Here is a 12,254-nt window from a genome sequence, read left to right as displayed (position 1 = left end):
CGTGTGGCGGCATGGATGCCGCCACCGAGCCCCTAGGGATGGGTTCACGGCGTGTCCCGCAAGCGGTGGGGGCGCCGCGCCCTCGATCAGCCGAGTTTTGATGCATGCTTGAATCGTCTGATCGCAGCATCGCTGCCACTCAAGCGCAAGATCAGATCGGCGAATCGGGCAATACCGAGTGGTAGGCAATGAACGCGTCATTGCACTGCAGTGGTGTGCCCGGTCCGGGCTTGCCTTGCAGTTGCACATCGTTGGGCACCGATTCGGATAGCTGATCGAAGAAGCTCACCGGGCCGCCCTTGAAGCTGAAGTGCGTCGCGCCCGGATTGCTGGCCGGCCCACCGAAGTGCGGTTGCGCGAACGAGATCGGCCCGCCCTCCAGTACCACGTTGTCCAGCGACAGGGTGATGGGCAAGGTCGTGGTCGCATCGCGATACCCATAGAAGCTCAGCTCGCCGCCGCCGAACGCCTTGGAACCCAGCGAGTGCACATTGGTCAGCGCAATGCCGTTGAAACTCGGCAGTTTGCTGCGCACCGCCGCGTTGGCATAGTTGGCGTCGAACACCAGCGGCCGGGCAACCCCGCGCATGCAGACGTTTTCGAAGCTGATGTCGTAGACCTGGCCGCCGCGCGTGCCATCGGATTTGATGCGCAAGCCGTTGGCCGAATACGGGTCTCTCGCGACATCATTCGCGTCGAAGCCATCGATGCTCAAGCCGCGCACGGCGATGTGGCGCATGCCCGCATCGGTTTCGCTGCCCAGCGAAAAACCATGCGTGTAGTAGAACTGGTTGTATGCGAACAGCATGTTTTCCGAGGCGATGCTGCGCTTGCTGCTGGCATGCGCCTTGATCGCCACGCCGTCATCGCCGGTGCCAATGTAGGAGTACGCCAGCAAAACCTTCTTCGACTGGCCCGGATCGAAGCCGTCGGTGTTCTTGGCCGTTTCGGGCGTGAAGCAACTGGCGTGCGCAGTGACGTCGGGCGTTGTGCCGGCCGGGCAGCGATAATCGGGGCGCGAGTAGACCAGGCTGGGTGCAAGAATCTTGATGCCCCACGCGGTCAGGCCGACCACGTTGTCGGTGGTGACATGGAAGTTGGGCGAGTTTTCCAGGGTGATGTCGTACAGGGTGAAGTCGCTGCTGTCGTCGATCTGCAGCAGCCGCGGTACGTGCTGGCTCAGTCCTTTGCTGACATTGAGATAGGCCAGATCCCACCAGCTGGCGGTGCCTGCATTGGGGCCGGCGGTGAGCGTGCTGCCGCCGCGGCCGTCGATCTTGCCGGCACCCACGATCCCGCTGTTGGCGGTATCGGCGACGTGGATCAGCGGGTTGCAGGATTTGGCCTTGTCGCTGGTCGCGGTGCCGCAGGTGCCAAGACCATTGTCGTAATCCTGCGGATTGCGCGAGCCGAACAAGGTGACGCCGCGGTCGATCCACAGCGTGACCTTGCTCTTGATCGTCAGCGGGCCACTCAAGAAGCCGGACTCGCCGGCATCGCCGGGCATCAGGCGCACCGCGCTGCCGGCCGGGCAATCATCGATGGCCGCCTGCAAACGCGCGGTGTCGCGCTTGGACTGCGCGGGATCTGCATCGAGCGCGTCCAGCGAACCGGCAACCGGCGTCAACGCGGCCTTGAGCGTTGCGCAGACCTGCGTCGGCAGTGTCGGTTGCTGGATCACGCCCCAACTGGTGGAAATGCTGTGCGCGGTATCGGGCGCGCCCGCTGTATGCGGCCGCGCGGCGCTGGCCTGGAATGTCGTCAGACCAAGCAGCGCGAGCGTCAACGGCGCAAGCGCTGGAAAGGGGCAATCGGACTGCATGGGATGCTCCGGGAGTGGGATGCGAAAGTCGTTGTCGATCAGTCAAAGGTGCGCCGCCTGGGTGTTGCAGTCGCATGACAGCGATCATCAACACACGTCGTCAGCGCGCCAGCCATCTCGCTTGCCACCGCACTTGGCTGGCGGCGAGCGACGAGCAAGGTTGGCCTCTTGCGTCCAGGTACGCTGCCGGCTGGGCGAATTCAGCACCGCATTGCCGAAGGCGCTGCAGCATTGCCGCAATCGGAGGCAACAAAAACGCCTGCCGGCTCACCGCATCACACGGCGTGCCGACAGGCGAGGGTGGCAACGTCAACGCGTTGCGACGTGGTGCCTCAGGGCAACCTGGCGTGGCGAACCATCAGTCCGCGCTGCCGGCACCGCTATTGCCGTATTCGTAGAACCGGTTGGCCGAATTGGCGCAGTTGCTGCTGCAGTACGGGCGGCTGACGGTGGAGGCATTCCACGGTGCGGTCTTGCGGATGTGGCTGCCCAGGCTGGAATTGCGCACCGTGACCTGGCCATTGGGTGAGGTGCCGTTGACGTAGGCGGACAGGCTGCTGATGCCTTCGTCCCAGGCACGCCCGAGGTAGGTCTGGTTGTCGGGTGATCCGGAGCCGGCGACGAAGCGGCTATTGATCGCCAGGAACCCGTGGGCGCTGCCCGGGCGTGTGCTCGGCGCAAAGATGTAGCCGCCACGGCTGCTGCCCAGGCGCGCGCCGGCCGAGCGGATGGTGGCGTTGTCGAACACGCCCACACCCGAGCCGAAGATGAAGTCGACATCGCCTTCGATCGTGCTGTTCTTGAAATAGGCGCGGATCACATTGGCGGCATTGGTCGCACTGATCAGCAAGGTGTCCTGATTGCCGGTCACCAGCACGTCTTCGAAGCTGGCCTGGTCGCCACGCACCGCCAGCGCGACCGCCGACTGGTTGTTGTCCTGGTAGGTGCCTTCGACATAGTTGTTGTCCACGCGCAAATGACGCGCCTGGAAGCCGGCGGCGCGCACGGTCAGTGTCGCGCTGTTGGAGGTGCCCACCGTGGTTGCCGCTGCATTGCTGGCACAGGGATGACTTGCGGTGCCGGCCGGCTTGGGCGTCGGGTTGGCGTTGTTGAAGCGGATGACGGTGTCGGTGGTGTTGGTGCCCAGGCCGAATACGGTCAGCGGCGGCGCGTTGGTCGGCACGCAAACCAGTTCGGTATAGGTGCCGGCCTTGATGCTGATGTAGCGACGGGTGCTGCCGCCGGCAGCGACAGCGGCATCGATCGCCGACTGCACGGTGCGGTAGCGCGTGGAGCCATCGGCGGCGACGGCGAAGTCTGCGCTGAACAGCGCCACCCCTGCAGTGGGATTCCAGTTGTCGGTGACCAGGGCGGTGATCGGGCCGGCCTTGGCCAGGGCCTTGGAGATGGTGTACGTGCTCGCCTCGCTACTGGTGAGTTGTGGGCGGCTGGCCGTGCCGGTCAAGGCGGTGGCATCGGCACTGACAAGGCTCAGCAGGACGGCGGCGATACAGGTCGTGCGCAAGGGTGATGCAGACATGAGTGGCGCTCTCTCGGAAGGGACGCAGACGATTGATGGATACGCTTCAACCGCCGGACGTCGCGTGCATGTGCCGCAAGCATGGCGCAGCATGCGATCGGCGGATGCCGGTCACCGCGTCTGGGTGTCCCTGGATGGCGGAGCAATCGGCGGAGCGATCTTACTGACGTGGTCGCTACAGCGGCGCGGCGTTCAGATGCAATGTTCAAGAGCTTTAGTGGCATCACGCTCTACAACGTGACTGCGTCGCAAACAGGCACATGGGCTGTCGTGATTTATGCAGGTGCACCATTTCACCGGAGGCGATCGCGTTGCCGCCATGTGCAGGCAGGAGTGCGCATCGTCACATGCCGTGGGCGGGGAGACTTCCAGACTGAGTCACCCGCGTAAACACGCGCATGTGAGACATCGAGATGGCAGATCCCAAAGAGCTGCAGGAAAAATTCTGGAAAGCCCTGAAGTCCGATCGCACCGTGATGCTGGGCCTGGATGGCGTGGAAGACGGGCATGCCCGCCCGATGACCGCGCAGATCGAAGGCGACAGCGGTGGTCCGATCTGGTTCTTCACCTCCAAGGACAATGCGCTGATTGCCATGCTGGGGCAGGGCCGCCGCGTCATCGGCGCCTTCAGCAGCAAGGGGCATGACTTATTCGCCAGCATCAGCGGCTCGTTGCGCGAAGACACTGACCCGGCCGTGGTCGAGCGCCTGTGGAACCCGCATGTGGCTGCCTGGTACGAAGGCGGCAAGGACGATCCCAAGCTGGCGCTGCTGCGTCTGGACACCGATCACGCGCAGATCTGGCTCAACGGCTCCAGTCTGTTGGCCGGTATCAAGGTGTTGTTCGGCGTTGACCCGAAAAAGGATTACCAGGACAAGGTGGCGGACGTTCCGCTGCGCTGAGGCCTGTCGCACGCCTGCACGATCTTCGCGATGGTGCAGGCGTTCCCATTACAGTGTTGTCGCTTGCGTAAGCGCCGATCCAGTTGTGAGGCTGGATCGGCGCTGTCAGCCTGGATTGCATACAAGAACGGTCATGGCACTGCGCGTTCACGCGCTGCCTGACAGAGGAGAAACAAGATGCAACAGATCGAAATCGGCCAGATGGTGTTTCTGCGCGATGGCGAAGTCGGCGTCGGTGCCGTCCGCGAGGTGCGCAAGGATGGCGCCGAGCTGGTCATCAATATCGAGAACGGGGGCGACTTCGTGCTGCCTGCGTCGGTCGTGCGTGATGTGCATTCCGGCAAGGTGATGCTGGATGTCGAGCAACTGCCGGAAGAGGTACGCAATGCCCTGCGCCATCCGCACGACAACGAGTTGCCGACCAGCACCTATGCGGCCAGCGACCCGCACGATGGCGCGCTTACCTAAGTCGGCTAACTACGAACTAGGTTCAAAAGTCCGGCCGCATCCCATCGGGAAGTAAGAATGTGCGCGGCGCGGCATCGGACGGGCCCGCCGACGGCAGGGCCGGTTGCTCGGCCTCGTCCTTGAGTTGCACGCCGGACAGCCTACGTCGGAACGATTCACGCAGCAGGTACGCAAGCTTGTGCGTCGCTTCGGCGTAACTCAGTCCTTCGGCGCGGATATTGGAGATGCAATTGCGCGCGGCGTCGGTCAGGCCGACGCGTGGGGTATAGGTCAGATACAGGCCCAGGCTGTCGGGCGAGCTCAGCCCTGGCCGCTCGCCGATCAACACGATCACCAGACGCGCCTTGAGCAGTTCGCCGACCTCGTCGCCGATGGCGACGCGGCCTTGCGCAATCAACGCCACCGGCGCCAATGACCAGCCTTCGTGCGCAGCCAGCGCGTCGATATGCTCCAGCATCTGCGCCGCATGCCGGTGCACCGCCAATGCGGAGAGTCCGTCGGCGACCACCACCGCGACATCGTGCCCGCCGCCATGGACCGCGGTCAGGCCACGCAGATGCGCGGCTGCATCCTCGCCCAGGCGCCGGCCCAGATCCGGACGTTGCAGATAGGTGTGCCGGTCGACCGCTGCGCTGTGCAGCAGAATGCTGTTCCGCCCGCGCTGTTGCAGCGCTGCCTGCAGCGGCTGTGGATCGAATGCCAGATGCACCGCATCGCGCGCCTGCGCGTGCGCAAGCTGGAAATCCAGATGCGCCGCGGTCGGCAGGCTGGTGCCGACGCGCCCCAGCGCGACGCGCGCCGGTGTGAGCTGACGCAGCTGCGCCCAGGCATCGCGCGGAGGAGTGGTGGGGCTGCTCATTGCACGCTGCCGGCGTTCAATTGCTCCAGCGCACGCCGGAATGGTGCGGGAAGCTCGCTGCCGAGTTCGAAACGGCCATCGCGCAGGCGCAGGATGCCTTGCTGTTCCAGCCAGTGTTCGAACTCGGGCGCAGCGCGCAGCCCGAGCGCCTGGCGCGCATACAGCGCATCGTGAAACGAGGTGGTCTGGTAGTTGAGCATCACATCGTCGGAGCCGGGAATGCCCATGATGAAGTTGATGCCGGCGGTGCCGAGCAGGGTCAGCAGCACGTCCATGTCGTCCTGGTCTGCTTCGGCATGATTGGTGTAGCAGATGTCGCAGCCCATCGGCACGCCCAGCAGCTTGCCGCAGAAGTGATCTTCCAGCCCGGCTCGGATGATCTGCTTGCCGTCGTAGAGATATTCCGGGCCGATAAAGCCCACCACGGTGTTGACCAGCAGCGGCTTGAACTGCCGCGCCACGGCATAGGCGCGCACCTCGCAGGTCTGCTGATCGACGCCATGATGCGCATTGGCCGACAACGCGCTGCCCTGGCCGGTCTCGAAATACATCACGTTGTCGCCGACGCTGCCGCGTCGCAGCGACACCCCGGCGTCATGGCCTTCCTGCAGCAGCGCCAGATTGATGCCGAAGCTGGCATTGGCCGCTTCGGTGCCGGCGATCGACTGGAACACCAGGTCCACCGGCACACCGCGGTTGATCGCGTCGATGGTGGTGGTGATGTGCGCCAGCACGCAGGACTGCGTGGGGATCTGGTAGCCGGCGATCACCGCATCGAGCATGCGCAGCAACGCGGTGGTGGCGGCCAGGCTGTCGCTGGCAGGATTGATGCCGAGCACCGCATCGCCATTGCCGTACAACAGGCCATCGAGCACGCTGGCGGCGATGCCGGTGGCATCGTCAGTAGGGTGGTTGGGCTGTAGGCGCGTGGACAGACGACCACGCAAGCCCAGCGTGTTGCGAAAGCGCGTGACCACCCGCGTCTTCTGCGCGACCAGGATCAGGTCCTGCACGCGCATCAACTTCGAGACTGCTGCCACCATCTCCGGCGTCAGTCCGGGCGCCAACGCGGCCAGTGCCGCTTCGTCGGCCTGCGCACTCAACAGCCAGTCGCGAAAGCCACCGACGGTGAGATGCGCCACCGCGGCAAATGCGGCCGCATCGTGCTGGTCGACGATCAGGCGGGTGACCTCGTCCGATTCGTACGGCACCACCGCTTCATCGAGGAAGTGACGCAGCGGCAGGTCCGCCAGCGCCATCTGCGCGGCCACCCGCTGCAGCCCGGAGTCGGCGGCGAGCCCGGCCAATTGGTCGCCCGAGCGCGGCGGCGTGGCCTTGGCCAGCAAGGTCTTGAGATCGGCAAACTGGAAGCGCTCGCCGCCAGCGGTAAACGCGAACCCGCTCATCTGGCACTGGCCGCAGGCGTGGCCTGGCTGCGCAAGCTCAGCACGCAACACAGCGCACCGAACAACAGCAGGCCCACGAAGATCAGCGCCACGATCGGGTTGAACCAGACCATCGCCACCAGACACACCAGCGCCAGCAGCAGCGCGATTGCCGGCACCACCGGATAGCCCGGCGCACGAAAGCTGCGCTCCAGCTTGGGTTCGGCGCGGCGCAGCTTGAACAGGCTGAGCATGCTCATCACATACATCACGATCGCACCGAACACCGACATGGTGATCATCGCCGCGGTCAGCGACATGCCCTGGATCTTGACCACGCTGTCGCTGCAGATCGCCGCGATGCCGATCGCGCCGCCGGCAAGAATCGCGCGATGCGGCGTGCGAAAGCGCGACAGCCTGGCCAGCCCGTGCGGCAGGAACCCGGCACGCGCCAACGCAAAGAACTGCCGCGAATAGCCCAGGATGATGCCGTGGAAGCTGGCCACCAGGCCGAACAGGCCGATCCACACCAGCATATGCAGCCAGGTCGAGCTGTTGCCGACCACGGCCTTCATTGCCTGCGGCAACGGGTCGTTGATGTTGGAGAGCTGACGCCAGTCGCCGACCCCGCCCGCAAACACCATCACGCCCAGCGCCAGCACCACCAGGGTCAGGATGCCGGCGATGTAGGCGCGCGGAATCGTGCGCTTGGGGTCCTTGGCCTCTTCGGCCGCCATCGCCGCGCCCTCAATCGCCAGAAAGAACCAGATCGCAAACGGAATCGCGGCAAAGATGCCGGAAATGGCGGCCGGGCCGAATACATCGCTACCGGCCCAGCCATTGGCGGCAAAGCGCGCAACGCTGAAGCCCGGTGCCACCACGCCCATGAACACCAGCAGCTCGATCACCGCCAGCAAGGTCACGATCAGCTCGAAGGTGGCGGCGATCGCCACGCCGAGGATGTTCAAGCCCATGAAGATTGCATACGCGCCGATCGCGGCGATGCGCGGGTCCAGGGTCGGGAACTGCACGTTGAGATAGGCGCCGATTGCCATCGCGATGGCCGGCGGCGCGAACACGAATTCGATCAGCGTGGCCAGGCCCGCCAGCATGCCGCCGTAGGTCCCGAATGCGCGCAGGCTGTAGGCGAACGGCCCGCCCGCATTGGGGATGGCGGTGGTCAGCTCGGTAAAGCTGAAGATGAAGCAGGTGTACATCACCGCGACCAGCAGCGTGGTCACCAGAAAACCCAGCGTGCCGGCGGTGCCCCAGCCGTAGCTCCAGCCGAAATATTCGCCGGAAATCACCAGACCCACGGCGATCCCCCACAGTTGCCAGGTGCCCAGGGTGGGTTTGAGTTGCTCGTTGCGCATGTCGCACATCTCCTGCGGTCGGGGGAGGGGAGATGACGCAGGTCCGGCGGCTAGGCACCGGACCGACGGCCAGTGACCGATCGTCCACCGATGCCTGGCGAGGATCGACGGTCGTTCCGGTTATACCCCAAAGCCCTGCGGCGAACACACGCGCACGGGTGGGTCGCAGACACCATGCCGCCGCCCGGCAGCACTGCCGGCACACCGCGCGCGCTAGCTATTTGCTGCGCTCAAGCACCAGCAGCGGATCGATGCGCACATCGAACCAGTTCATCCCCCAATGCAGATGCGGCCCGGTCGCGCGCCCGGTGGCACCGACCGCGGCAATCACCTGGCCTTGCTCCACCCGGTCGCCCACCTTCACGTCGATGCGCGACAGGTGCAGAAAATTTGAGCTCACCCCGAAGCCATGGTCCAGCAACACGGTGCCGCCGGTCAGATACAGGTCCGGTGCGGCAAAGGTCACCACGCCGGCAGCCGGCGCCTTGACCGGCGTGCCGGTGGGCACGGCGATGTCCATGCCCGAGTGGCCGGCACCGGGCTGGCCGTTGTAGACCCGCGCATTGCCGAAGCGCCCGCTGATGCGGCCCTGCACCGGCCAGATGAAGGGCTGGGCGAAATCGGTGCGGGCATCGTCGCGGTCGCGCGCGGCGGTGACCTGCGCCTGCTCGCGCTTGATCCGCTCGGCGATCGCCGCAGGCGGATTGACCGTCTTGGGCGGCACGCCGTTGACGCGCTCCACCGGCCAGTCGCGCGGCGTCACCGCGATGCTGGCGGTCTGTTTGCTGCCATCGGGCCGGGTGATCTGCATCTGCAACGGGGCGCTGGCGTCGCGGCCGATGCCGAACACCACGCTGCCATAGCCGCTGACCCGCAAGCTGCGGCCGGCGTACTGCACCTGGCTGCCCGCCGGCACCTTGCCGATCACCAGCGCGCCCTGCGAAGCGCTTTGCGGAAATACCATCTCCGTAGCGTCGGCAGACTGCGCAGCGACGCTGCCGGCAGCGAGCGAGAGCGGCGCCAGCGCAAGCCAGGCGCCAAACAGGGCTGCGCGCATCAGCGGTCGAAGGTCAGGCGTTGACCGGCGGCAACGCCAATCAATTGTTCGCCATCCCACACCTGCTGGCCGTTGACCCAGGTCGCGGCGATGCGCGAACGGAACGTGGTGCCTTCGAACGGCGACCAGCCGCACTTGGACAGCACCTGCTCGCGCTTCACGGTGAACGGGGTGTTGTCGATCATCACCAGGTCGGCGAAATAGCCTTCGCGCAGGAAGCCGCGTTCTTCCACATCGAACAACTGTGCCGGCGCATGCGCGAACTTCTGCACGATGCGGGTGATCGGCAGCTTGCCCTCGTGCACCAGCTCCAGCGCGGCCACCAACGCGTACTGCACCAGCGGCAGGCCGGAGGGCGCCTGTGCGTAGGGCTTCTGCTTTTCTTCCCAGGTATGCGGCGCATGGTCGGTGGCGAGCACGTCGATGACGTCCTCGGTCAGCGCCTGGATCAGCGCCAGGCGGTCGTCGGCGTCCTTGATCGCGGGGTTGCACTTGATCAGGTTGCCCAGCCGCGCGTAATCGCTGCGGTCGAAGCGCAGGAAGTGGATGCAGGTCTCGGCGGTGATGCGCTTGCGCAGCTTGCCCTCGGCATCGACCAGCGGGCCGGCTTCGAACAGCGCCAGCTCGTCGGCGGTGGAGATATGCAGCACGTGCAGGCGGGTGTTGTGCTTGCGCGCCAGCGATACCGCCAGCAGCGAGGACTTCAGGCAGGCCTCGCGCGAGCGGATGTCTGGATGCATCTCCGGGGTCAACGCGTCGCCGTACTTCTCTTTGTACTGCGCCAGCGTCGCATCGATGGTGGGGGTGTCTTCGCAGTGGGTGATGATCGGCGTCGGCGCGTCGCGGAAGATCGCATCCAGCGTCTCGGGGTTGTCGACCAGCATGTTGCCGGTGGAGGCGCCCATGAACACCTTGATGCCCGGGGCGGTCTTCGGGTCCAGCGTCTGGATCGCGGCCAGATTGTCGTTGCTGGCGCCCATGTAGAAGCCGTAGTTGGCCCAGGCGCGCCCGGCCGCCGCGTCGTACTTGGCCTGCAGTGCGGCTGCGTCCAGGGTCGGCGGATTGGTGTTGGGCATGTCCATGAAGCTGGTCAGGCCACCGGCCACCGCGGCGCCGGATTCGGTCGCGATATCGCCCTTGTGGGTCAGGCCGGGCTCGCGGAAGTGCACCTGGTCGTCGATCATGCCCGGCAGCACCCAGCGTCCGGCCGCGTCTACCACGGTGTCGCCTGCGGCTGGGGCGATCTTGCTGGCGATCTTGGCGATGCGGCCGGCTTCGATCAGCAGATCGGCGTCGAATTCCTTGCCTTCATTGACCAGGCGGGCGTTGACGATGAGGGTTCGGCTCATGGATGAGGTCCTTTACAACTGCAGGAAGGGGAAACGGGCGAGGACCCGGACGCAGGCGCGTCGGGGACGGGATCGAACCCGCCCGGATGAAAGGGATGGCAGCGGCCGAGCCGGCGTGCGGCCAGCCAGCAACCGCGCAGCGGGCCGAAGCGGCCGATCGCGGTCATCGCATATTCCGAGCAACTGGGCGCAAAACGGCAGCGCGGCCCCAGCAGGGGGCTGATGAACCGCTTGTAGAAGCGCAGCAGCGCGATGAGCAGGCGTGAGATCACTTGCCAATGATATGCCACTTGGATTAATACGTGGTTGCCGGGGGTCCGTGGGGTAAGCTATAAAGGCCCGCTTTCCCGGGCCCCGGGGGAACCAAGGATGAGCGTTTCGTGGCTGCTAAAAAACCTGCAAAAAAGGCCGTAGAGGCCGCCAAGAAGTCCGCCAAACCCGTTGCGAAGAAGGCAGCGGCGCCTGCCGCTGCAAAACCGGCCGCCAAGCAGGCGACGCCGGCTGCCAAGCAAGCGGTTGCCAAGAAGGCAGCTGCGAGCAAGACCGCGGCCAAGCCGGCGCCGGTCGCCAAGACCGCAGCGTCCAAACCCGCGGCCGCCAAACCTGTAAAATCTCCTGTCGCCAAGAGTGCTGCCAAGCCGGCGGCGAACAAGGCAGCTCCGGCTGCCGCCAAACCGGCCGCCAAGCCGGTGGCGCCCAAGTCCGTACCGAAGCCGGCTACCAAGTCGACTCCGGCCAAGTCAGTCCCGGTCAAGGCTGAAAAGCCCGCGCCCGCACCGGCCTCCAAGGCCGTCCCTGCGAAGCCGGCAAAGCCTGCGACCCCGCCACTTAAGAATCCCGTGCCCGTTTCGAAATCTTCAGCAAAAACGCCAACCAAAACCGAAGCCCCCGCCAAGCCCGCCGCGACCCGTCCGGTCGGCAAGGTGGCCGTGGCTGTGACCTCCAAGCCGGCCAGCCCGACTCCCAAGACCAAGTACAAGGTGGTCGAGTACAAGACCGATGAAGCCACCGGTCGTCCGATCCTGCCGCAGGGCTACAAGCCTGCAGCCGATGAGGAGTACATGAGCAAGCTGCAGCAGGAGTACTTCCGTCAGCGTCTGCAGAGCTGGCGCAACGACCTGGTCGAAGAGTCCAAGCAGACCATCGAAAACCTGCGCGAAGAAGTGCGCGACATCGGCGACGAGGCCGAGCGTGCCACGCGCGAGACCGAGAACTCGCTGGAGCTGCGCACCCGTGACCGTCACCGCAAGCTGATCGGCAAGATCGACAGCACGCTCAAGCGTCTGGAAGACGGCGACTACGGCTATTGCGTGGACACCGGCGAAGAGATCGGCATCGACCGCCTGGAAGCGCGTCTGACCGCCGAGCGCACCATCGACGCCCAGGAGCGTTGGGAGCACCTGCAGAAGCAGCAGGGCGACTGATCGTTCGACAGGGTCCAGGCCTTGTCCGTCGACTGAAAGACCCCGCCATGTGCGGGGTTTTTTATGCGCATCGTG

Annotated in this window: 11 protein-coding genes; 3 read left to right on the top strand and 8 right to left on the bottom strand. The window is 65.3% G+C overall.

Annotated features, from left to right (window positions below; genetic code table 11):
- Positions 1-151: 151 nt before the first annotated feature.
- Positions 152-1,822 carry a glycoside hydrolase family 28 protein gene (locus AC1PLA_RS12170; RefSeq protein WP_481104616.1) on the bottom strand — a complete coding sequence of 557 codons (1,671 nt, stop codon included), beginning with the start codon at positions 1,820-1,822 and terminating at the stop codon, positions 152-154.
- A gap of 358 nt (positions 1,823-2,180) precedes the next feature.
- Positions 2,181-3,320 carry a putative acyl-CoA thioester hydrolase gene (locus AC1PLA_RS12165; protein WP_245230811.1) on the bottom strand — a complete coding sequence of 380 codons (1,140 nt, stop codon included), beginning with the start codon at positions 3,318-3,320 and terminating at the stop codon, positions 2,181-2,183.
- A gap of 455 nt (positions 3,321-3,775) precedes the next feature.
- Here AC1PLA_RS12165 and AC1PLA_RS12160 point away from each other — a divergent pair, with 455 nt between their 5' ends.
- Together AC1PLA_RS12160 and AC1PLA_RS12155 are read left to right on the top strand one after the other, a co-directional pair.
- Positions 3,776-4,264 carry a pyridoxamine 5'-phosphate oxidase family protein gene (locus AC1PLA_RS12160; protein WP_024940409.1) on the top strand — a complete coding sequence of 163 codons (489 nt, stop codon included), beginning with the start codon at positions 3,776-3,778 and terminating at the stop codon, positions 4,262-4,264.
- Between the two features lie 177 nt (positions 4,265-4,441).
- Positions 4,442-4,732 carry a hypothetical protein gene (locus AC1PLA_RS12155; protein ID WP_047125245.1) on the top strand — a complete coding sequence of 97 codons (291 nt, stop codon included), beginning with the start codon at positions 4,442-4,444 and terminating at the stop codon, positions 4,730-4,732.
- 22 nt (positions 4,733-4,754) lie between these two features.
- On the opposite strand, the gene eutC is transcribed toward AC1PLA_RS12155, so the two are convergent.
- From eutC to yidD, 6 genes are all read right to left on the bottom strand, one after another.
- Positions 4,755-5,591: an ethanolamine ammonia-lyase subunit EutC gene (eutC, locus tag AC1PLA_RS12150; RefSeq protein WP_481104615.1), complete on the bottom strand. Its 837-nt coding sequence runs from the start codon at positions 5,589-5,591 to the stop codon at positions 4,755-4,757.
- Positions 5,588-6,997: an ethanolamine ammonia-lyase subunit EutB gene (locus tag AC1PLA_RS12145; RefSeq protein ID WP_481104614.1), complete on the bottom strand. Its 1,410-nt coding sequence runs from the start codon at positions 6,995-6,997 to the stop codon at positions 5,588-5,590. The genes eutC and AC1PLA_RS12145 overlap by 4 nt, the downstream gene beginning before the upstream one ends.
- Positions 6,994-8,358 carry an ethanolamine permease gene (eat, locus tag AC1PLA_RS12140; protein WP_481104613.1) on the bottom strand — a complete coding sequence of 455 codons (1,365 nt, stop codon included), beginning with the start codon at positions 8,356-8,358 and terminating at the stop codon, positions 6,994-6,996. The genes AC1PLA_RS12145 and eat overlap by 4 nt, the downstream gene beginning before the upstream one ends.
- Positions 8,359-8,566: 208 nt before the next feature.
- Entirely contained in the window at positions 8,567-9,406 is an 840-nt protein-coding gene (locus AC1PLA_RS12135; RefSeq protein WP_481104612.1) for a M23 family metallopeptidase, read from the bottom strand.
- Positions 9,406-10,755, bottom strand: a complete 1,350-nt coding sequence (locus tag AC1PLA_RS12130; protein ID WP_481104611.1) for a dihydroorotase — start codon at positions 10,753-10,755, stop codon at positions 9,406-9,408. The genes AC1PLA_RS12135 and AC1PLA_RS12130 overlap by 1 nt, the downstream gene beginning before the upstream one ends.
- Positions 10,752-11,045, bottom strand: coding sequence for a membrane protein insertion efficiency factor YidD (yidD, locus tag AC1PLA_RS12125; RefSeq protein WP_039521874.1), 294 nt, complete (start codon positions 11,043-11,045; stop codon positions 10,752-10,754). The genes AC1PLA_RS12130 and yidD overlap by 4 nt, the downstream gene beginning before the upstream one ends.
- Positions 11,046-11,135: 90 nt before the next feature.
- Here yidD and dksA point away from each other — a divergent pair, with 90 nt between their 5' ends.
- The gene (gene dksA / locus AC1PLA_RS12120; RefSeq protein WP_104589891.1) at positions 11,136-12,179 is read left to right on the top strand and encodes an RNA polymerase-binding protein DksA; all 1,044 of its coding nucleotides are present in this window, start codon (positions 11,136-11,138) and stop codon (positions 12,177-12,179) included.
- The last annotated feature ends 75 nt before the right edge of the window (positions 12,180-12,254 follow it).

The organism is Xanthomonas sp. NCPPB 1826 (assembly GCF_056725285.1).
Note: the sequence above shows the minus strand (reverse complement) of the source record. Positions and strands in the feature narration are given on the sequence as shown.

What these genes read in the sequence shown, in the direction of transcription:
- AC1PLA_RS12170 (WP_481104616.1), bottom strand. Translation starts at nt 1,822, where the DNA reads ATGCAGTCCGATTGCCCCTTTCCAGCGCTTGCGCCGTTGACGCTCGCG.
- AC1PLA_RS12160 (WP_024940409.1), top strand. Translation starts at nt 3,776, where the DNA reads ATGGCAGATCCCAAAGAGCTGCAGGAAAAATTCTGGAAAGCCCTGAAG.
- AC1PLA_RS12155 (WP_047125245.1), top strand. Translation starts at nt 4,442, where the DNA reads ATGCAACAGATCGAAATCGGCCAGATGGTGTTTCTGCGCGATGGCGAA.
- eutC (WP_481104615.1), bottom strand. Translation starts at nt 5,591, where the DNA reads ATGAGCAGCCCCACCACTCCTCCGCGCGATGCCTGGGCGCAGCTGCGT.
- AC1PLA_RS12145 (WP_481104614.1), bottom strand. Translation starts at nt 6,997, where the DNA reads ATGAGCGGGTTCGCGTTTACCGCTGGCGGCGAGCGCTTCCAGTTTGCC.
- eat (WP_481104613.1), bottom strand. Translation starts at nt 8,358, where the DNA reads ATGTGCGACATGCGCAACGAGCAACTCAAACCCACCCTGGGCACCTGG.
- AC1PLA_RS12135 (WP_481104612.1), bottom strand. Translation starts at nt 9,406, where the DNA reads ATGCGCGCAGCCCTGTTTGGCGCCTGGCTTGCGCTGGCGCCGCTCTCG.
- AC1PLA_RS12130 (WP_481104611.1), bottom strand. Translation starts at nt 10,755, where the DNA reads ATGAGCCGAACCCTCATCGTCAACGCCCGCCTGGTCAATGAAGGCAAG.